This is a genomic window from Actinoplanes sp. NBC_00393, from assembly GCF_036053395.1.
In the GTDB taxonomy this organism is placed as follows: Bacteria; Actinomycetota; Actinomycetes; order Mycobacteriales; family Micromonosporaceae; genus Actinoplanes.
On record NZ_CP107942.1, the window covers coordinates 4617384 to 4637632 of the forward strand.

20 protein-coding genes are annotated in these 20249 nt (G+C 70.7%); 6 read left to right on the forward strand and 14 right to left on the reverse strand.

The features are described from left to right. Nucleotides 1-65: 65 nt before the first annotated feature. Together asnB and OHA21_RS21735 are read left to right on the forward strand one after the other, a co-directional pair. A complete protein-coding gene (asnB, locus tag OHA21_RS21730; RefSeq protein WP_328476376.1) occupies nucleotides 66-1988 on the forward strand; it encodes an asparagine synthase (glutamine-hydrolyzing) in 1923 nt (640 codons plus the stop codon). After that, complete coding sequence (locus tag OHA21_RS21735; protein ID WP_328476378.1) at nucleotides 1985-2260, forward strand: STAS domain-containing protein; 276 nt, start codon at nucleotides 1985-1987, stop codon at nucleotides 2258-2260. The genes asnB and OHA21_RS21735 overlap by 4 nt, the downstream gene beginning before the upstream one ends. On the opposite strand, the gene OHA21_RS21740 is transcribed toward OHA21_RS21735, so the two are convergent. Next, nucleotides 2261-2722 (reverse strand): hypothetical protein, encoded by a 462-nt coding sequence (locus OHA21_RS21740; RefSeq protein ID WP_328476380.1) that lies wholly within the window; start codon nucleotides 2720-2722, stop codon nucleotides 2261-2263. Between the two features lie 52 nt (nucleotides 2723-2774). Then, entirely contained in the window at nucleotides 2775-3734 is a 960-nt protein-coding gene (locus OHA21_RS21745; RefSeq protein WP_328476382.1) for a sigma-70 family RNA polymerase sigma factor, read from the reverse strand. A gap of 103 nt (nucleotides 3735-3837) precedes the next feature. On the opposite strand from OHA21_RS21745, the gene OHA21_RS21750 reads away from it, so the two are divergent. Further along, nucleotides 3838-4629 carry an alpha/beta fold hydrolase gene (locus OHA21_RS21750; RefSeq protein WP_328476384.1) on the forward strand — a complete coding sequence of 264 codons (792 nt, stop codon included), beginning with the start codon at nucleotides 3838-3840 and terminating at the stop codon, nucleotides 4627-4629. A 23-nt stretch (nucleotides 4630-4652) separates the two neighbouring features. On the opposite strand, the gene OHA21_RS21755 is transcribed toward OHA21_RS21750, so the two are convergent. The 10 genes from OHA21_RS21755 to OHA21_RS21800 all read right to left on the reverse strand — a co-directional run bounded on the left by OHA21_RS21755 (nucleotide 4653) and on the right by OHA21_RS21800 (nucleotide 12794). Continuing rightward, nucleotides 4653-6908, reverse strand: coding sequence for an excinuclease ABC subunit UvrA (locus OHA21_RS21755; protein ID WP_328476386.1), 2256 nt, complete (start codon nucleotides 6906-6908; stop codon nucleotides 4653-4655). A gap of 41 nt (nucleotides 6909-6949) precedes the next feature. Continuing rightward, entirely contained in the window at nucleotides 6950-7501 is a 552-nt protein-coding gene (locus tag OHA21_RS21760) for a MerR family transcriptional regulator (protein ID WP_328476388.1), read from the reverse strand. Nucleotides 7502-7644: 143 nt separating this feature from the next. After that, on the reverse strand, nucleotides 7645-8109 hold the full coding sequence (locus OHA21_RS21765; protein WP_328476390.1) for a bifunctional nuclease family protein: 465 nt from the start codon (nucleotides 8107-8109) through the stop codon (nucleotides 7645-7647). A gap of 126 nt (nucleotides 8110-8235) precedes the next feature. Continuing rightward, complete coding sequence (ftsR, locus tag OHA21_RS21770) at nucleotides 8236-8973, reverse strand: transcriptional regulator FtsR (RefSeq protein WP_442875116.1); 738 nt, start codon at nucleotides 8971-8973, stop codon at nucleotides 8236-8238. After that, entirely contained in the window at nucleotides 8970-9419 is a 450-nt protein-coding gene (odhI, locus tag OHA21_RS21775; RefSeq protein WP_183219034.1) for an oxoglutarate dehydrogenase inhibitor Odhl, read from the reverse strand. Before odhI ends, ftsR begins: the two co-directional genes overlap by 4 nt. A gap of 219 nt (nucleotides 9420-9638) precedes the next feature. Next, a complete protein-coding gene (gene gcvH / locus OHA21_RS21780) occupies nucleotides 9639-10019 on the reverse strand; it encodes a glycine cleavage system protein GcvH (RefSeq protein ID WP_328476400.1) in 381 nt (126 codons plus the stop codon). Nucleotides 10020-10033: 14 nt separating this feature from the next. Beyond that, nucleotides 10034-10933 carry a DUF881 domain-containing protein gene (locus OHA21_RS21785; RefSeq protein WP_328476402.1) on the reverse strand — a complete coding sequence of 300 codons (900 nt, stop codon included), beginning with the start codon at nucleotides 10931-10933 and terminating at the stop codon, nucleotides 10034-10036. Between the two features lie 9 nt (nucleotides 10934-10942). Beyond that, complete coding sequence (locus OHA21_RS21790) at nucleotides 10943-11275, reverse strand: small basic family protein (RefSeq protein WP_328476404.1); 333 nt, start codon at nucleotides 11273-11275, stop codon at nucleotides 10943-10945. Continuing rightward, complete coding sequence (locus OHA21_RS21795) at nucleotides 11272-12186, reverse strand: DUF881 domain-containing protein (protein WP_328476406.1); 915 nt, start codon at nucleotides 12184-12186, stop codon at nucleotides 11272-11274. Before OHA21_RS21795 ends, OHA21_RS21790 begins: the two co-directional genes overlap by 4 nt. Further along, nucleotides 12183-12794, reverse strand: a complete 612-nt coding sequence (locus tag OHA21_RS21800; RefSeq protein WP_328476408.1) for a CDP-alcohol phosphatidyltransferase family protein — start codon at nucleotides 12792-12794, stop codon at nucleotides 12183-12185. The genes OHA21_RS21795 and OHA21_RS21800 overlap by 4 nt, the downstream gene beginning before the upstream one ends. Before the next feature lie 1079 nt (nucleotides 12795-13873). Here OHA21_RS21800 and OHA21_RS21805 point away from each other — a divergent pair. Further along, nucleotides 13874-14833 (forward strand): AraC family transcriptional regulator, encoded by a 960-nt coding sequence (locus OHA21_RS21805; protein WP_328476410.1) that lies wholly within the window; start codon nucleotides 13874-13876, stop codon nucleotides 14831-14833. A gap of 374 nt (nucleotides 14834-15207) precedes the next feature. Here the strand turns inward: OHA21_RS21805 and OHA21_RS21810 are convergent, their stop codons facing one another. After that, a complete protein-coding gene (locus OHA21_RS21810) occupies nucleotides 15208-17160 on the reverse strand; it encodes a vWA domain-containing protein (RefSeq protein WP_328476412.1) in 1953 nt (650 codons plus the stop codon). Nucleotides 17161-17381: 221 nt separating this feature from the next. Next, nucleotides 17382-18797 (reverse strand): sigma 54-interacting transcriptional regulator, encoded by a 1416-nt coding sequence (locus tag OHA21_RS21815; protein WP_328476414.1) that lies wholly within the window; start codon nucleotides 18795-18797, stop codon nucleotides 17382-17384. A gap of 112 nt (nucleotides 18798-18909) precedes the next feature. Between OHA21_RS21815 and OHA21_RS21820 the strand changes: the two genes are divergently transcribed. Both OHA21_RS21820 and OHA21_RS21825 read left to right on the forward strand, forming a co-directional pair. Continuing rightward, nucleotides 18910-19776, forward strand: coding sequence for a PhzF family phenazine biosynthesis protein (locus tag OHA21_RS21820; protein WP_328476416.1), 867 nt, complete (start codon nucleotides 18910-18912; stop codon nucleotides 19774-19776). A 29-nt stretch (nucleotides 19777-19805) separates the two neighbouring features. Beyond that, nucleotides 19806-20237 carry a PPOX class F420-dependent oxidoreductase gene (locus OHA21_RS21825; protein WP_328476418.1) on the forward strand — a complete coding sequence of 144 codons (432 nt, stop codon included), beginning with the start codon at nucleotides 19806-19808 and terminating at the stop codon, nucleotides 20235-20237. Nucleotides 20238-20249: the final 12 nt, after the last annotated feature.

The following is a 20249-nucleotide window of genomic DNA, read 5'->3' on the forward strand; positions in this document are numbered from 1 at the left end:
ATCCGCACAGGAATCTCACAACCCGCTGCCTACCGTCGCCTCCCCTCATCAACCTGGAGGCCCCGATGTGTGGTCTGAGCGCATTCGTCAGCAGCCGGCCCGACGCCGGCCCGCCGGACGCCGACGCGGCGGCCGCGTTCGCCGCCGCCCTGGAGACGATGCGCCACCGCGGCCCGGACGACACCCGCATCGACTTCGGCGACGGGTACGCGTTCGGCTTCAACCGCCTCGCGATCATCGACCGGGAGCACTCCGCTCAGCCGGTGCACTACGCCGGCCGGTGGACCGTGGTCTTCAACGGCGAGATCTACAACTACCGGGAGCTGCGCGCCGAGCTGATCCGCGAGCACCGGGCCACGTTCGCCACCGACGGTGACTCCGAGGTGCTGGCCGCCGCGTTCCACTACTGGGGTGAGGCGGCCCTGCCCCGGCTGCGCGGCATGTTCGCGTTCGTCGCCTACGACCACCGCACCGCCACCGTGCACGCCGCCCGCGACGCGTTCGGCATCAAGCCGCTGTACCTGCTGGAGACCGCCGACGGGCTGTTCCTGGCCAGCGAGCGCAAGGCCCTCGACCCGTTCGCCGCGCCGGCCGGGGCGGCCCTGGACACCGACGCGCTCGCCCACTACCTGACCTTCCAGTACGTGCCGGACCCGCTCACCCTGCACCGGCACATCCGGCGGCTGCCGCCGGGGCACCGGCTGGTCTGGAACCCGGGCGGCGGGGTCCGTCAGCACCGCTGGTTCCGCCCGTCGCTGCGCCCGCTGCGGGTCCAGCCGGAGGCCGCGTACCAGGCCATCCAGGACGCCCTGACCGCCAGCGTGCGCCACCACCTGCGCGCCGACGTGCCGGTCGGCGCGTTCCTGTCCAGCGGCGTCGACTCCTCCGCGATCGTCGCCCTGGCCGCCCGCGAGCACCCGAACCTGCACGCGTTCACCGCGGGGTTCGCCGAGCACGGCTACTCCGAGATCGAGATCGCCCAGGACACCGCCGACCAGCTCGGCGTCCGGCTCACCCCGACCGTGGTCACCGAGTCCGACGTGCTGACCGCGCTACCGGAGATCATCCGCCTGCTCGACGACCCGGTCGCCGACCCGTCGCTGATCCCGCTCTACTTCCTGTGCCGCACCGCCGCCCGCCAGGTCACCGTCGTGCTCTCCGGCGAAGGCTCCGACGAACTGTTCGGCGGCTACACCATCTACCGCGAGCCGCTGTCGCTGGCCGGCGTCGACCGGCTGCCCACCGGCCTCAAGCGCGGTCTGCGGCATCTGGCCGAGGTGCTGCCCGAAGGCGTCAAGGGCCGCTCGTTCCTGGACCGCGGCACCACCCCGATCGAGCAGCGCTACTACGGCAACGCCCGGATCTTCGATCCGATCGAGAAGGCCCGGCTGCTGCGTTACACCGCGCAGCCCCACACCGACATAACCGCCCATCTGTACGCCGAGACGGCCGATGTCGACGACGTGGCCTCGATGCAGTACGTCGATCTGCACACGTGGCTGCCCGGCGACATCCTGGCCAAGGCCGACCGGATGTCGATGGCGCACAGCCTGGAGCTGCGGGTGCCGTTCCTCGACCAGCAGGTGTACGCGGCCGCCGCCGGCCTGCCCACCGACCTGAAACTGCCGCCCGGCACCCGCACCACCAAACACGCCCTGCGCGAGGCGATGCGCGGCATCGTCCCCGAGTCGGTGCGGGCCAACCGCAAGCTCGGCTTCCCCACCCCGACCCGGCTGTGGCTGCGCGGCCCGATCGGCGACTGGGTGGACGACCTGCTCGCCACCTCGCAGGCCGGCCACCTCATCGACCTGCCCTACGCCCGCGGCCTGCTCGCCGAGCAACGTCGCGGTGAGGCGGACCGCTCCCGCAAGGTGTGGACCGTCGCCATGTTCTGCCTGTGGCACGCCATCCACGTGGAACGCTCGACAACTTTCCCCACCCGCCGCAGCGATGAGTTTGCCACCCCTGGGTGGTCTGCCTTGGTATGACGGCCAGTTTCGCAGTGGGCGCGGCGCTGACCCGCGCGGACATCCCGGTGCTCTGCGCCGGTCTCGCCCTGCTGCTGCGCGACCAGCCGGCCGCGGTCGTGGAGTGCGACGTGGCGGTGGCACGCCCGGACGTGGTGACGGTCGAGGCGCTGGCCCGACTCCGGTTGACCGCCCGCCGGCACGGGTCGCGGCTGGTGCTCGCGGGCGCCGGGCCGGACCTGCTCGCCCTGCTCGCCCTGCTCGGCCTCGGCGACCCGCCCGGCGATCCCTGATCAGGGCCGGTCGAGCGGGCTCAGGTCGAGGCGCAGGCGGCCGCGGGTGCGGGCCAGCACGATTCCGCGCAGCGTCATCCACTGGTCGCGGTCGAACGCGCCGGCATCCAGCAGGTGCTTGCGGAAATGATCGGTACGGGTGGTCGCGTACAGCGAGACGATGCTGTCGTACGTGCCGGTGTCCAGCTCCAGCGCCACGACGTCGGGCCAGGACAGGGCGCAGCGCGCTGTCCAGCCGGTGGTGTAGGCGTAGCCGCGTACCCGTACCGTCAAGCCGTTGTCATCGATGACCACCTCGTGGCGCTCGGCCGTGACCGACTCCGGATGCGCATCCTTCGGCGGCGCCGGCGCAGCCGGGCGCGCCGGCGTGCGCCGCCGGTGGGCGGACAGCGCCGGCCACAGCAGCGCCGACCCGCCGAGCAGGACGACGCCGATCATCCAGATCACCGCCCCCGCACCCATCCGTGACCTCCCCTCGGGGCGCCCGGCGTTACGGTCGCACGAACCGGTGAGCTCAGTCCAGGTGTGCCGGCAGCCCGAACAGCGGGAACAGGTTCGCCGTGTCCAGGAAGTTGTTGATCCCGCTGATCCGCCCGCCGGAGATTTCCAGCACGATCAGCGCCCACGGGTCGAACCCGGAGCCGGTGGTGCTGCACCGGTACTGCCCGAACGCCGGCAGCCCGTTGGCCACCACCGGCACCAGCCGCGAGCCGCGGCAGCCGCTGCCGGTCCCGGCCATCCACGCGGTGATGTCGTCGTGCCCGCGCAGCCACAGCGGCAGCGGCGGCATCGACAGCGTCGCGTCCTCGTGCAGCAACGCGGTCAGGGCCGTCAGATCGTACGCCTCGAAGGCCTGCACATAGCGGCCCAGCAGCGCCTTCTGCTCCTCGTCGAGCGGCTTATACACCTGCGCCCTCGTGTCGGTGGCGGCGATCGTCGCCCGGGCCCGCTGCAGCGCGCTGTTCACACTCGGCACCGTGGTGTCCAGCAGCTCGGCCACCTCCTGCGCCGACCAGGCCAGCACCTCACGCAGGATCAGCACCGCCCGCTGCTTGGCCGGCAGGTGCTGCAGCGCGGCCACGAACGCCAGCCGGATCGACTCCCGCTCGGCGATCACGTTCGCCGGGTCGGCGCCTTCCGGCAGCACCCGCTCGTCGGGCACCGGACCCACCCAGATCTCCTCCGGGCGCGGCTCCCCCGGGTTCGTCGCGTGCCCGGACCCGGCCGGCCCCAGATCCATCGGCCGGACCCGCCGCTGCGCGCTGCCGAGCATCGTCAGGCACACGTTCGTGGCGATCCGGTACAGCCAGGACCGCAGCGCCGAACGCCCCTCGAAGGAGTCGATGCCCTTCCAGGCGCGGATCATCGTGTCCTGCACCGCGTCCTCGGCCTCGAAGCTGGACCCGAGCATCCGGTAGCAGTAGCCGGTCAACTCCGGCCGGAACGTCTCAAGCTGCGCCGCGACATCACTCACGCAGCCGAAACTAGTCCAGTCGAAATTCGTTCCGCCACTCCGATGAGTTTCCGGCACCCGCCCGGTCTACCCCCACGTCGAAGGAAAACGAAAGGGAACGGTCATGGCTTACGCGGACGTCAACGGCATCAACCTCTACTACGAGATCCACGGCGAGGGGCGTCCCCTGGTCCTGCTGCACGGCGGCCTCGGCTCGGGCGAGATGTTCGGCGCGGTCCTGGCCCAGTTCGCCGCGAACCACCAGGTCATCCTCCCCGACCTGCAGGGGCACGGGCGGACCGCGGACATCGACCGGCCGATCGACATCACGTCCATGGGCGACGACATCGCCGCCCTCATCGACCACCTCGGCCTGCAGAGGCCGGACGTGGTCGGCTTCTCGCTCGGCGGCGGCGTGGCCTTGCAGGTCGCGATCCGGCACCCGCAGAAGGTCGGCCGGGTGGTCGCCGCCTCGACCGGCATCCGGCGCAGCGCCACCTACGCCGAGATCCTCGAGCAGCAGGGCCAGGTCACCGGCGCCGCCGTCGAGTTCATGAAGGAAACCCCGATGTACGAGCTGTACCAGCGGGTCGCGCCGCGCCCGGAGGACTTCCCCCGCCTGCTGGACAAGATCGGCGAGTCGATGGCCAAGGACTTCGACTTCACCGAGGAGGTCCGCGGCCTCCAGGTCCCCACGCTGATCATGGCGGCCGACGCCGACATGTGCCCGCCGTCGCACTTCGTCGAGGTCTTCGCCCTGCTCGACGGCGGTCAGCGTGACGGCGGCTGGATGGGCGACGGCCGCCCCAAGGGCGGCCACGCCCTGGCCATCCTGCCCGGCCTCACCCACTACAACCTGGTCGATTCGCCGCTGTTCGCGCAGACCGCCCTCGCCTTCCTCGACCAGCAAGGCTGAGGGCGGCCCACCCCGCACGGCGGTCAGGAGACGTAGTCGCGCAGGTGCTCGGCGGTCAGGGTGTCCGACTTGGTCACCAGCTCGGCGGGCGTACCGGTGAAGACGACCTGGCCGCCGTCCTGGCCGGCGCCCGGGCCCAGGTCGATGATCCAGTCGGCGTGGGCCATCACCGCCAGGTGATGTTCGATCACCACGACCGTGTTGCCGGCGTCGACCAGGCGGTCCAGCAGGGCCAGCAACTGGTCGACGTCGGCCAGGTGCAGGCCGGTCGTCGGCTCGTCCAGAAGGTACGTCACCGTGCCGCCGCCCATGTGCACGGCCAGTTTCAGGCGCTGCCGTTCGCCGCCGGACAGGGTGTTCAGCGGCTGGCCGAGGGTGATGTAGCCGAGCCCGACCGCGGCGAGGCGGTCCAGGATGGCCCGGGCCGCCTTCTCGGTGAAGAACTCCAGCGCCTCGCTGACCGGCATCGCCAGGACCTCGCTGATGTCGCGGCCGCGCAGCTTGTAGCCGAGCACCTCGGCGGTGAACCGTTTGCCCTCGCACTCCTCGCAGACGCTGGCCACCCCGGCCATCATCGCCAGGTCCATGTAGACCAGGCCGATGCCCTTGCAGTTCGGGCAGGCGCCCTCGGAGTTGGCGCTGAACAGCGACGACTTCACCTTGTTGGCCTTGGCGAACGCGGTGCGCACCGCGTCGAGCAGGCCGGTGTAGGTGGCCGGGTTGCTGCGCCGGGAACCGCGGATCGCCGACTGGTCGACCACGACGACGTTGTCGCGCTGCGGCAGCGAGCCGTAGATCAGGGAGCTCTTGCCGGAGCCGGCCACCCCGGTCACCACGGTCAGCACCCCGGTCGGCACGTCGACGTCGACGCCGCGCAGGTTGTGCGTGGTGGCGCCACGGATCGGCATCACGCCCGTCTTGTCGCGGAAGTTCGGCTTCAGAGCGACGCGGTGCCCCAGGTAGCGGCCGGTCAGCGAGTCCGACGACCGCAAGCCCTCCACGGTGCCCTCGAACTGGATCCGGCCGCCGCCCGGCCCGGCGCCCGGCCCCAGATCGACCACGTGGTCGGCGATCGCGATCGTCTCCGGCTTGTGCTCCACCACCAGGACCGTGTTGCCCTTGTCACGCAGCCGCAGCAGCAGCCCGTTCATCCGCTGGATGTCGTGCGGGTGCAGGCCCACCGTCGGCTCGTCGAACACGTACGTGATGTCGGTCAGGCTCGACCCCAGGTGCCGCACCATCTTCACCCGCTGTGCCTCGCCGCCGGACAGGGTCGCCGACTCGCGGTCCAGCGACAGGTAGCCCAGGCCGATCTCGACGAGCGAGTCCAGGGTGTGCCGCAGGTTCGTCACCACCGGCCCGACCTGCGGCGCGGTGATCCCGGCCAGGAACACGGCCAGGTCGCTGACCTGCATGGCGGAGCACTCGGCGATGTTCTTGCCGTCGATGCGCGACGCCAGCACCGACGGTTTGAGCCGGGTGCCGCCGCAGTCGGGGCAGGCGGTGAACGTGGCGGCCCGGTCGATGAACGCCCGGATGTGCGGCTGCACCGACTCGCGCTCCTTGGTCAGGTACATCCGCTGCACCTTCGGCACGAGTCCCTCGTACGTCGTGTTGATGCCGTTGATCTTGACTTTGATCTGCTCTTTGTAGAGGAAGTCAGACAACTCGGCGTCGGTGAACGCGGTGATCGGCTTGTCCGGATCGAAGAACCCGGATTCGGAGTAGGCCTTCACATACCAGCCGTCGACGCTGAAGTTGGGCACCGTGATCGCACCCTCGTTGATCGACTTGCTCCGGTCGATCAGCTGGTCGATGTCGATCGTGGAGACCTTGCCCAGGCCCTCACAGTTCGGGCACATGCCCTCGGCGTTGAACGAATAGGCCAGCGCGCTGCCCGCGCTCGGCGACCCGAGCCGGCTGAAGATGATCCGCAACATCGTGTACGCATCCGTCGCGGTCCCCAGCGTCGACCGGGCGTTCGCGCCCATCCGCTCCTGGTCCACCACGATCGCGGCGCTGAGATTGTGCAGGGCGTCGACGTCCGGCCGCGCCGGGCTGCCCATGAACGACTGCAGGAACGCCGAATACGTCTCGTTGATCATGCGTTGCGACTCGGCGGCGATGGTCCCGAAGACCAGCGACGACTTACCGGAACCGGACACCCCGGTGAACACCGTCAACCGGCGTTTCGGCACGTCCAGCGACACGTCGCGAAGATTGTTCTCCCGGGCCCCGCGGACCTGGATGACATCGTGGCTGTCTGCGATGTGGGTCACCGGGGAAAGCTACCCCGGCAAGCGGTCAGAAGCTGACCGGATTATCCCGCGCGACGCCGGGCCCGTCGTGCCGCCAGCTCATCGCCCGCGTTCGGCTCCGCCGGCCCGTCCGCACCCACCGGCTGCGGCACCGCCGGCTCCGCAGGCAGATGCGACAGCGAACCCTGAATCTCCTTGAACGCCCCGCCGATCGCGATCCCGAACACGCCCTGACCACCCTGCAACAGGTCGACGACCTCCTCCGGGGACCGGCACTCGTACACCGTGGTCCCGTCCGAGATCAGCGTGATCTCCGCCAGGTCGTCCACCCCGCGCGAGCGCAGCGTCTCGATCGCCCGGCGGATGTTCTGCAACGACACACCGGCGTCCAGCAGACGCTTCACGACCTTGAGAACCACCAGGTCACGGAACGAGTAGAGCCGCTGCGTCCCGGAACCCGACGCGTCGCGCACACTCGGCACCACCAGCGTCGTGCGCGCCCAGTAGTCAAGTTGCCGGTAGCTGATCCCGACCGCCTGACAGGCTGTCACCCCGCGATATCCGACCGAGCCGTCCTCGCCGAGGAGTGGGCCTTCAAGAGGCTGCTCGTGCACCGATTACCTCCCCGCTGCCGCGCACCTGGACCTCACGAGCGTATATCTCAGCGCGAGCCGAAACATGGAGGTAACCGCACGACACGCCGCTTCCGGGGTCGCACCCACCTTCGGCAACCGTCGATATCGGACAACGAGGGCGGCTAGCCCGCGAAGTCCTCCGGGCGGACCTGGTCGAGGAACTCGCGGAACTTCTCCACCTCGTCCTCCTGCTCGTCCGGGATCACGATGCCCGCCTCGGTGAGCACCTGATCGGCACACCGGATCGGGGCGCCCACCCGCAACGCCAGAGCGATCGAGTCACTCGGCCGTGCCGAGACCCGCAGGTTCTCCCCGATCAGCAGATCGGCGTAGAACACATTGTCCTTCAGCTCGGTGATCTCCACCGCCTTCAACGGCGCCTTCAGCGCCGCGAGGATGTCCCGGAGAAGATCGTGCGTCAGCGGCCGGGCCGGCTTGACCCCCTGCTGCTCGTACGCAATGGCGGTCGCCTCCACCGCACCGATCCAAATCGGCAGGTACCGGTCGCCATCCACCTCTCGCAGCAACACGATCGGCTGGTTGCTGGGCAGCTCCACCCGGACCCCGACCACGCTCAGCTCGCGCACCGCCCGCCTCCGTGTCGTCGTGTTGTCTCGCCGCTGTACGTCCAGCCGCCCCTACCTGCACGGTACACGCACGCAAAAGGAAACCGACCCGCGCGGGATACCCCGCACAGGGTAGGCCGGACCGCGTCAGCGACCCAGTTCGCCGCGCAGACCGGAGCGCACCAGCGCCGCGTGCAGCCGCTGTGACAGCGCCTGCAGCTCACGCGCCGTGTCGCTCGCCCGGGCCCGGGCCGCCGGGTCCTGCTGGCGCACCATCGGCGCCAGCAATTGTGTGAACAGGCCCACCTCACGGTCCGACGAGTTCTTGAACGCCCGCAGGTGACGCACCTCCAGGCCGTAGCGGGTCAGCCCCACCACCGCCTCCACGATGATCACCGCGTCCGCGTCGTACCAGCCCGGCGGGCGGGCGGTGACCAGGCCGATCTGCTCCAGCTCGGCCAGCAGCGCCTCTTCCACACCGGTACGTTCCAGCAGATCCGCCTTCGGGATCCGGCTGTCCGCCGGATCGGCGGCCCGCTGCGCCCCCACCGCCACCAGCGTGGGCCGCTGCGGCACCGCCGGCTCCTGCTCCATCCGGTCCAGCTGCTCGCGGATCACCCGCAGCGGCAGGTACTGATCCCGCTGCGCGGTCAGCACGAAGCGCAGCCGGGCCACGTCGTTCCACGAGTACTTGCGGTACCCGGAAGCGGTCCGTTGCGGGTCGACCAGACCCTCCGCCTCCAGGAACCGCAACTTCGAGATCGTGGTGTCGGGGAACTCGGTGCGCAGGTGGGCCAGCACCTCCCCGATGCTCATCAGCGCACCATCACGCCCGCCCTGAGGGTTCGCCCCCGAGTCACGCGCGGCCGCCCCCGACGAATTCACGCCCGGCCCTCGCCCTCCGGCCGCGGACCGGCGATGAAGACCAGACGGAACTTGCCGATCTGGACCTCGTCACCGTTGCTCAGGGTCGCGGCTTCAACCCTTTCCCGGTTCACATACGTACCGTTGAGCGAACCGACGTCGCGAACGGTGAACGTGCCGCCGTCGCGGTGGAACTCGGCGTGGCGGCGCGAAACCGTCACGTCGTCGAGGAAGATGTCACTGTCCGGGTGCCGGCCGCTGGTCGTCACGTCGTGATCGAGCAGGAACCGCGCGCCCGCGTTCGGGCCGCGGCGCACGACCAGCAGGGCCATACCCGGCGGCAGGGAGCCGGACATCCGGCTGGGCACCACGTCGGTCTCTGGTCCCTCGAGCACCTCGTCAAGGGCGCCAAGGTTCAGCGTGGACGTGACGTCGAGTGGGGGAAACTCGTCGTCTGGGCGCGTCATCGGACCACCTCACGGATCAGTTGGTCGTCGCCTCCCGGCGAAGCCACAACGCTGCGGCCCCGCCGAGGCCGGAATCGGCCCGACGCACGACTATCGGTTTCAAAGGAATAACAGTTCATCGTGTGCTCCGCGAGCCTAGTCAGCGCCAATATCGCTGAGCAACCGGACTCGCGGAGACCGATATCTGCTTTTCGGCTGCGCCAATCAGCGCTGCGCCGATCAGCTCTCGGTGATGGCCCGGTACGCCGCCGCGTCCAGCAGGGAATCGAGCGCCGCCGGATCATCCGGAGCGATCTCCACCAGCCAGCCCGCCGCGTACGGCTCGCCGTTGATGATTTCCGGCTCATCGGCCAGAGTCGCGTTCTTCGCCACCACCGTGCCGGAAATCGGCGCGTAGATCTCCGAGACGCTCTTGGTCGACTCGATCTCACCCAGCGAGTCACCCGCCTGCACGACCGTGCCCTCCTCGGGCAGATCCACGAAGACGATGTCGCCGAGCGCGTCCTGCGCGAAGTGGGTGATGCCCACCCGCACCGGGCCGCTGCCGTCACCGGCGATCCACTCGTGTTCCGCGGTGTACCGCAGATCCTCAGGAATCAACGCTTCCTCCGTAATCACGAAACCGGACGCGCATACTGCAAGGCTGCCGCCTTACGCACCGCGGTCACTTCGACCAGGGAACGCGAGTCCATGGTCACGCTACCGCCGTCGTTCTGCACCGACGCGACCACCCCGCCCGGGATCTGCAGCGCCGTACGCATCGTCTCCGGCTGACCGATCACCAGAAGGCGGAACGGGCCCGTCAGATGCACACCGTCCGCAATGATCCCGCCACCGGAGGCGTCCACGAAATAGCTCGACGCCACGATTCGCACCGCCTGCCCGTTCGCGCCGTTGAGCTGCATCACCTCGCCACGGGCGCCGCGCAGCTCCTGCACGGCGTTCAGCACCGCCGAGGCGCGTACCTTGTCCAGGCCTATCTCCAGGCCCGGCCCGTGGCCGGGCACCGTGCCCGCCAGCAGGCCCAGCTCCTGGCTGCGCTTGTTCGCCTCGGCGAGCGCCACCTCGCGGCGCTGCACACCCGACGACAGCTGCTGACGGATCGCCTCCAGGTTCTGGATGTCGGCCAGCAGACGGCTGTCCTGCGCCTCCAGATCGCTCAGGATCCGCACCAGGTCCTCCTGGCGTGCGCTGGCCAGGCCCTGGTCGGTGTCGTTGCTGCGCAGCTGCACCACCAGCGTGAAGCCCAGCAACGCCAGCAGCACCCAGATCAGCGTGCCGGCCGGCGCCGGCCGGCGGATGATCTTCTTGGGCGGCGCGGGGGGCTGCTCCGGCTCCGGATTCTCGGGCTCCGGGTTCTCCGGCTCCGGCCTCTCCCGCTCCGGTTTCTCCCGCTCCGGTTGATCAAGATCACTTTTTTCGGTGCCGTCACCCGATCGAGGTTCCTCGTCGAGCGACACCGTCGGTTCGTCATCCACAGCCGGCTCCACGCCGGTCTCGTCACGCTCAGCCATCGCAGTGTCCTAAGCCCGGAAGAGGTGCCTGCGGATCGCCGCGACATTACCGAAGATCCGCACGCCGAGCACGACCACCACACCGGTCGACAACTGGCCACCCACCCCCAGCTGGTCGCCCACGTACACGATGAACGCCGACACCAGCACGTTCGAGATGAACGACACGACGAACTGCTTGTCGTCGAAAATGCCGTCCAGCTTCGCGCGTACGCCACCGAACACCGCGTCCAGCGCCGCCACCACCGCGATCGGCAGATACGGCACCAGTTCCGGCGGCACCGACGGATTGAACACGATGCCCAGCAGCACACCGGCCAGCAGAGCGAGTACGGCGATCATCGGCCGCCTTCCGAAGCAGGGCTCTCCGACATCGAAGGCCCGGACGAGCCCGACGGCGCGGGCGGGGCAGTACTCGGCACAGCGGCCCGCAGCTTCAGCTCGGCCGCCCCGTCCAGAGTCACGTTCTTCACCTCGGTCACCTCGAACGACATCCCGTACCGCGCGGACAACTTCTCGAAGAACTGACCGGCATAACCGTTGCGGAAATCGTCCGTCAGGTCATCGGGGCCGATCGCCACCACCTCGTACGGCGTGGTCACCGGCCGCACATCGACCAGGATCGCCTCACCCGCCTGGCGGATCGTCGACGTCGCGGTCAGCCGCTCCCCGTTGATCGCGATCGCCTCCGCGCCCGAGGACCACAGCGCGTTGGCCGCCAGCTGCAGGTCGGTGTCCTTGACCCGGCTGTCCGAACGCCGCTCCCCCGTCACCGGGTCCACCGACGTCGGCCCGTCACCCACCGTGACCTGCACGCCCGAACCGCGTACCGTCGCCAGCCCGGACGCCGCCTCCAGATCCCGCAGCCGCGCCACCGCAGCGTCGCTGAGCTCCCGCTCGCGCAGCTCGGCCACCTCGTCGGCCAGCGCATCCGCCCGCGCCTGCAACTCCTCGGTCCCGTCCCGGCGCCGCTGCACCTGCTCGGCCAGCTCCTGCCGCGCCTGCGTCCGGGCCGGCTCGTCGGCCACCGTCTGCCGGTACGCCAACACGAACAGAAACCCGATCAGCAGCAGCACCACCGCCGCCGAACCCCGCGCCGCCTGCTTGCGCACCCCGGTGCGCCCGCCCGACTCGGCCCGCCGGGCCGCCGCGTCCGCATAGCCCGGATCGAGCGGATTACGGAACAGCTCAGTCAGGAAGTCCGGACCGAACGTCCGTTTGCCCGACCCACCGTCCGGATCCGGAACCGTCACGGCGCAACCGCCTCGCCGGCCCGGTCAGCCTTCAACATCCGGGACGCCTGCACCAGATACAGCGCGGCAGCCGCCCAGTACAGACCCAGCGCCCACCACGCGAGACCCCAGCCCACCGGGCTCGCCCACCACGCGATCGACGGCACCGCCTTCGCCAGCAGAATCACCGGGAACGCCGCCAGCAGCACAAACGTCCCGGTCTTACCGACGTAGTGCACCGGCGGCGGACCGAACCCGTGCCGGCGCAGCACCAGCAGCGTCACCCCGAGCACCAGCTCACGCAGCAGCAGCGCCCCGGTCAGCCACCACGGCACCACCTCACGCACGGTGAAACCGATCAGCGTCGCCAGGATGTACAGCCGGTCCGCGAACGGATCCAACAACTCCCCGAGCCGGCTCACCGAATTCATCCGGCGCGCCACATAGCCGTCCACCCAGTCGGTGGACCCGCCCACCGCGAGCACGATCACCGCGGCGACGTCGTTCTCGGTGACCAGCAACAGGTAGAGGAAGAGCGGCACACCGAGCAGCCGCACGAAGCTGATCACATTGGGGATCGTCCAGATGCGGTTCGAGGTCTCGATGGACGGCGCAGGCTGCTGCGACATCGCGACTTCCTCTCCCCCTCGGCCCGAACCCCCGCCCGGCCCCGCGCCGGCCCGCCTTGAAGGTGGCGCATTCGGGCCGCTCGCCGAGCAACTATAACCAGCCGCGTTGCTGGCGCTGACGCGCAGTCACACCACCCACACCCTCTATACCATCCTAGGAGGCTAGCTCACTGCCTCCGCGCGGCCTTCCTTCGGGTCATTCACCCTTCCGGCGTACGCGCCACGCCGTCTCCAACCCCCATCCACCCCGTCCCGCCAAGCCACGCGACCCAGGCACAACGCCAGCCCTCCAACGCGCCCGCCGGGCGTAAGCAGTTGCCAGCCTTCGCCCGCTCGCACCCCACGCCCGCATCCGGCATCCGGCACCTGGCACGGGCACCGGCGTCGGTGTCGGCACCGGCCAGCCCCGTACTCGCGCCCCGCGGACGCGGTCCGCGACCCAGCGGGTCCAGCCCGGTACTCACGGCCAGCCGCAATTCCCGGCTGACGCCGAGCGTCGCCTCGCGGCGCTCAAAGCGGCACTCACGATCAGCCACGCCCACGGCTGACGCTCAGCGTCGGCTCCCGGCGTTCGAAGCAGCACTCACGGTCAGCTGCGACCTCGGCTGACGCTCAGCGTCGCCTCGCGGTGCGCGAAGCAGCACTCACGGTCAGCCACGCCTCCTCAGCTGACGCTCAGCGTCGCCTCGCGGCGTTCGAAGCAGCACTCACGGTCAGCCACGCCCCCTCGGCTGACGCTCAGCGTCGCCTCGCGGTGCGCGAAGCAGCATTCGCGGTCAGCTGCGACCTCGGCTGACGGTGAGCGTCGCTTCCCGGCAGCTGAAGCAGCGCCAGCCGTCAGCTGCCGGGATCCAGCTGACGCTGAGCGTCGCTTCGCGACGAGGGAAGCAGTGCTCGCGGTCAGCCGGGGGAACGGCCTGGAGCGCACCTCCGCGGGCTGCCGGGCATGGGTCGCGGTCCGCCGCGATTCTCCTGTGGACGGTGCGGGATCTGGAGAAAAACGGACTCGTCGGGTTTGCGATAGTGGTATACCACACGTTGATTGGCGACGTGTCCAGCGAAAGTTCAAGCTGTAAATCGTGCATGCGACGACTCAATCGATCCGGGATGTGGACGAGGCACGGGACTTCCTGTCGCGACACTTCTACGCGGTCGGTGTGGACGTGCTTGCGCCGGTTCCGGGCTGGAAAGCCACCTTCGCCGTCGCCGGGGATCTGCCGGTGACGCTGGGCGATCTGCGGTTCGGTGTGGACGTTCGGGTCAGCGCCGGCGAGCTGGGCGCCTACCACGTGAACCTCCCGCTCAGCGGCGGCCTGACCTGGCATCAGGGCAGCGGCGAGCCGCGCCGGGCTTCGGTACGCAGCGCGGCCGTGTTCCAGCCGGTAGGCGAAACGATCGTGGACCGCTGGGACGGCGACTGCCGGATGATCGCCGTGAAGCTCGGCCGCCGGGAACTCGAGAACCAGCTCGCCGCGATGCTGGACCGCCCGGTGCGCGGGCCCCTCGACCTCGGCCCGGCCCTCGACGTGACCAACGGAACCGGCGCCGCCTGGGCCCGCCTGGCCCGCATGATCGCCGCCGACGCGAGCACCGAGGACGGCCTGGTCGCGCACCCGCTGGTCGGCTCCCGGCTGCGGGAGAGCCTGGTCACCGGCCTGTTGCTGGCCACCGGCCACCAGTACCGCGATCAGCTCGACCGACAGCGCCCGGTTCTGGCCGCTCCCGGCGCGGTCCGGCGGGTGATCGAGGCGATGCGCGCGCAGCCGGGCCGTCCGTTCACCGTGGCCGATCTGGCCGCCATCGCCGGCGTCGGCATCCGGTCACTGCAGCAGAGTTTCCGCCGGTACGCCGGGATGCCACCGATGGCCTACCTGAGGCAGTTGCGTCTGGGCATGGTTCACGAGGAGTTACGCCAGGCCCCGCCCGGCACGACCGTAACCCAGATCGCCTACCGCTACGGTTTCACGCACGCCGGCCGATTCGCCGCCGCCTACCGCGCCCGCTACGGCGAGCCCCCCACCGACACCCTCCGCCGTTAACCCCGGCCGCCGCACGCCGACTCCCGCCGCGCGATCTTGGCCGCCCAAGGGCCAAGGCGGGGCGGGGCGAAGAAGGCCGGGCGGGCCAGCCCGGGCCAAACAGGCCAACCCCCGGGCCGGACGCGGGCCGAGCGTGGGCGAGGCCGGCGCGGGCCGAGCGTGGGCCAGGCCGGCGCGGGCCGAGCGTGGGCCAGGCCGGCGCGGGCCGAGCGTGGGCCAGGCCGGCGCGGGCCGGGCGTGGGCCAGGCCGGCGCGGGCCGGGCGTGGGCCAGGCCGGGCGCGGGCCGGGCGTGGGCCAACGCGGGCCAGGCCAACGCGGGGCACGGGCCAGGGTCGGCGCGGGCCAGGCGGGGCCACGGCGGGCCGGGACGGGGTCAGCGGCGGCCGCGGCGGGCTCGGACGTAGTCGTCGATCACGTAGCGGCCCAGGTCCTCCGCGTCGGGGCTGAAGACGCGGCCGCCGTTTCGTTTGGCGACTGCGCCGACGAAGCGGCGTAGGCCGGGGTCCTCGCCGAGCATGAAGACGTTGAGGGTGGCGCCGTAGCGGGTCAGCTGGTCGACCTCGCGGACTGTGGCCTGGATGGTCTCGGTCAGCGGGGGCCACCAGAAGATCGCCTCGCCGTCGTCCTCCAGGTGGGCGGTCGGCTCGCCGTCGGTGACCACCAGGACCACCGGCTCGGCGCCGGGGTGCCGTCGCAGGTGGCGGCCGGCCAGCTTGAGGGCGTGCTGCAGGTTGGTGCCCTTCTCGATGGTCGGCTCGATGGCGGCCAGCTCGCCCTGGGAGAGCGTCTGCGCATACTTGCCGAAGCCGACGATCTGCAGCGCGTCCTGCGGGAACTTCGTCGCCACCAGGTGTGACAGGGCCAGGGCGGTCTGTTTCATCGGGCCCCAGCGGCCGTCCGCGTACATCGAGTAGGACAGGTCGACGCAGAGCGCCACGGCGGCTGAGGCGCGGCGTTCAGTTTCTGCTACTTCGAAATCGTCGGGCTCCAGGCGTACCGGGAGGGTGGCGACGTTGCCGGATGCGGCCCGGCGCCGGACTGCGTTGCCGATCGTGCGGACCACATCGAGGGGCTGGTCGTCGCCGAACTCCCAGCGCCGCGACGAACCGATCAGGTCGCCGGCGGCGCCGGCGTCGCGCATGTCGTGTTCGCCGCGTTTGCCGGCGATGTCGTGGAAGATCTGCGACAGGGCGGTCTGGCCCAGCCTGCGCAGTGCTTTCGGGGAGAGGGTGAGGCCGTCGGCGTCGCGTTGCACCCAGCCTTGGCGGCGCAATTCGCGTTCCAGTTCGCGGAGCCGGCGCAGGTCGTCGGCGGCGCCGCGGCCGAGTTGGCGTTCCACCGACTCGACGTCGACGTCGTCGAGGGTGGCGCCGGGGTGGTCCTGGTCGAGCTGTTCGATCAGCTCGTCCAGGTCGGCGATCTCCCCGAGCGCGGCGGCCGCGTCGCCGTATCCAAGGTCGCCGGGGCCGCGTACCCGTTCGCCGCGGCCCCAGTTGAGGCCGGGGCGCAGGGCCCGCAGGTTGTCGGTGAGCTGGGCGAGCCGGCCGCGCAACGGGCCGTCGCCGAGCGCCTGTTCCATCAGGCGTTCCAGCTCTTCGCGCTGCTGCGGGCTGAGTGAGCGCATCAGTCGCTCGGCGGCGGCCGCCTGACGGGCCAGGGAGTCGATCAGCTCGTCGACGTTGCGTGGATTGTCCGGGAAGAACTGGCCGTGCTTGGCCATGAAGTCGCGGAAGGCGTCGTTCGTGTCCTCGCCGCGGGCGTGCCGCGCCAGCAGGTCATTCAGATCCCCCAACATTTCCGAAATGTCGGAGAAGTCGCCTTGCTGGAGCGCCTGTCGCATGCCGGCGAACCGCTGCGAGACCACCTCTTGCCGGAGGCCGTCGAGGATCTGCTGGTAGATGGCCCGGGCCTCGTCGGAGGCCCAGTGGTAATCGGAGAGCTCGGACACCGCCTGCGACACCGAGCGGGGCAGACTGTCCAGAACCGCCTCGTTGAACCGGGCGGCGTCATCGTCCCGAGCGGCCAGCGCATCGCGCTCCGCGGCGAGGGCCTGGTCGAGCATCTGCCGGGCCCGGGTGACCGCACCGTCCAGGTTGCCCCGGCGCAGCGCGTCCCGCCGCAGCCGCCGAGCTCGCTCGCGCAGCGCATCGAGCCCGCGGCCGTCGCGCGGGCCACGCCGGATCAGGTCACGCAGCGCGTCCCGCAGGCTCTCGCCGGCGAGGACCCGCTCCCCCATTTCGTCGACAGCGCCGCGCACGTCGTAGGGCGGCGCGAGCGGATCCGGCCCGTCGCGCCACGCCCCGTAACGGAACCGGCCGCCGCTCATGGCCGCACTCCGCCGCCGGCAAGCGAACGCCGGAACGAGGCCCGGGACGACGGGGGCGAGACGTGGGAAGGAGGAAGTGCGGGCTGGGGAGAGAGAAGCCCGGGCTGAAGAGGGACGAGGGAGGGCCGCCCAGGGAGAAGCGACGGCCGCCCAGGGAGATGCGAGAGCCGTGCGGGGAGAAGCGAACGCTGGCCAGAAAGCAGGGAGAAGGAACGCATGGCTCAGCTCCCGTAGATCGTGCGGCCGTCGTCGGTCAGCTCCTTGGCCAGCCGGCGGGTCAGGTGGAGGCCTTCCAGGGCGAACTCGATCCCCGAAGCCGCCTGCCCCGGGCTCGGCGCGTCGCCCAGGCCGAGCCGGTCCAGCACCTTGGCCAGGCCCGGCACGGTGCCGATCTGGGCGAGCAACTCCTCCGCGCTGACCAGGTCGCCGGTCTCGATGATCGCGCCTTCGGCGACCAGGTCGGTGAAGCCGGACAGGTCGAGCCCGGCCAGCCGCGCCCGGAACGTCTCGGCCGTCGCCACCTTGAGCAGGTGGGCCAGGACCTCGACCTCGCGGCCCTCCTCGCCGCTCTCGAACTCCACCTTGCCGCGCAGCGTCGAGGTGACCGAGACCGTGTCGCAGATCCGGGCCACCGCCTCCCGCTCGCCGCGCAGCCCGGCCCGGCGCAGCGCGGACGCGGCGACCGTCTCGGCGGCCGCGATGGCGAACCGGGCCGAGACGCCGGAGCGCGCGTCCACCGACGGCGACTCGCGCACTGCCCGGGTGTAGCGCGCGAGGACCTCGATCAGGTGCTCGGGCAGCGACGCGACCAGCCCCGCCTCCTGCCGGATCAGCGCGGACTCGAGCTCCAGGTCGACCGGATAATGCGTCCGGATCTCAGCGCCGAACCGGTCCTTGAGCGGGGTGATGATGCGGCCGCGGTTGGTGTAGTCCTCCGGGTTGGCGGAGGCCACCAGCAGCAGGTCGAGCGGCAGGCGCAGCTGGTAGCCGCGGACCTGGATGTCGCGCTCCTCCAGCACGTTGAGCAGCGAGACCTGGATGCGCTCGGCCAGGTCGGGCAGCTCGTTGACCGCGAAGATGCCCCGGTTCGTCCGGGGCACCAGACCGAAGTGGATCGTCTCCGGATCACCGAGAGACCGCCCCTCGGCCACCTTGATCGGGTCGACGTCGCCGATCAGGTCACCGACGCTGGTGTCGGGGGTGGCCAGTTTCTCGCCGTAGCGCTCGGAGCGGTGCAGCCACGAGATCGGCAGCAGGTCGCCGCTCTCCGCGGTCAGCCGCCGGGTCGCCGGTGTCAACGGATGGTACGGATGCTCGCGCAGCTCGGACCCGGTGATGTACGGGGTCCACTCGTCGAGCAGACCGCCCAGCGCCCGGATCAGCCGGGTCTTGCCCTGGCCCCGCTCGCCGAGCAGCACCATGTCGTGCCCGGCCAGCAGAGCCCGCTCCACCTCGGGGAGCACGGTGTCCTCGTACCCCACGATGCCGGGGAAGCGCGGCTCGCCGGTGCGCAGCTTGCGGAGCAGATTGTCGCGCAGCTCCTCTTTCACCGTGCGGAACTCGTGCCCGGTGGCACGCAGCTCGCCCAGGGTGCGCGGCAGGTCGGCAGGTGGAATGGGTGTGATCGCCTCTGTCACCGCAAGAACGCTACTCCGGGGATATGACAAACCGCGATTGTGCGGGCCGCCACATCCAGGCCCGCCGGATTGGCTCTCGCTCCGGCTGCGTGCCGCGCGGCACGCTCTGCTCATGACAGAGATTCAGCGGTACGCGGCCTTCAGCACCGATCCGGCGGGCGGCAACCCGGCCGGCGTCGTCCTGGACGCATCCGGCCTCGACGACGCGGAGATGCTCGCGATCGCGGCCGGCCTCGGCTATTCGGAGACCGCCTTCGTGACCGGCCGTCCCGGCGGCGACGGCTACCGGGTGCGCTACTTCAGCCCGCTCGCCGAGGTGCCGTTCTGCGGCCACGCCACGGTGGCCACCGCGGCCGCACTCGGTCCGGGTGAGCACCGGTTCGAGACGAACGCCGGTACCGTGCCCGTCGTCGTGGATGAGTCCGGGGTGGCGACGCTGACCAGCGTGGACCCGCACGTGTCGGACCTCCCCGCCGACGATCTGGCGGCCCTGCTCGCGACGCTGCGCTGGTCCGCCGGCGATCTCGACCCGGCTCTGCCGCCGAAGGTCGCGTACGCCGGCGCGTACCACCCGGTCCTGGCCGTGACCAGCCGCCGGCGCCTGGCCCGCCTGGACTACGACGTGCCGGCGCTCAAAGCGCTGATGACCGAGCGTGGCTGGACCACCGTGCAGCTGATGTTCCGGGCCGGTCCGGCCGAGTTCGACGTGCGCAACCCGTTCCCGGTCGGCGGCGTCTACGAGGACCCGGCCACCGGCGCTGCCGCCGCGGCGTTCGGCGGCTACCTGCGGGCGCTGGGCCTGGTCGAGCCGGACGCCACAGTGCTGCTGCGGCAGGGCGACGACCTGGGCCGCCCGAGCCGGATCACCGTGCGGCTGGTCCCGGGCGAGGCCGGTGTCCGCGTCAGCGGAGCAGCCGTGGCGATCCCGGGACAGCCCGCACCCGGCAAGGAAAACGCGGCTGTCGCGATCCCGGAATAGCGCGCGCCGGGCGTGACTTGGCAACGAGCATGACGACAACGGAGTTCGATCCGCGCTCGCTGCTGGCCGAGAGCAAGCTCAGTGTCCTCGCGACGATCAAGGCGGACGGGCGTCCGCAGCTCTCCCCGGTCACCCACTACTACGACCGGGAGCGGGAGCTGATCTACGTCTCCGTGGTCGAGGGCCGGGCCAAGACCGTCAACCTGCGCCGCGACCCCCGCGCCACCCTGGAGGTGACCAGCAAGGACGGCTGGTCCTGGGCGACCGTCGAGGGCATCGCCACGCTCACCGGCCCGGCGGCCGACCCGAACGGCCCCGAGGTGGACGCGCTGGTCGACTACTACCGGCGGGCCGCCGGCGAGCACCCGGACTGGGACGAGTACCGGTCGGTGATGGTGTCCGACCGCCGCGTGCTGCTCACCATCAGCGTCGACCACGTCTACGGGGCCCGGCTGGGCTGATCCCCGGCCGCT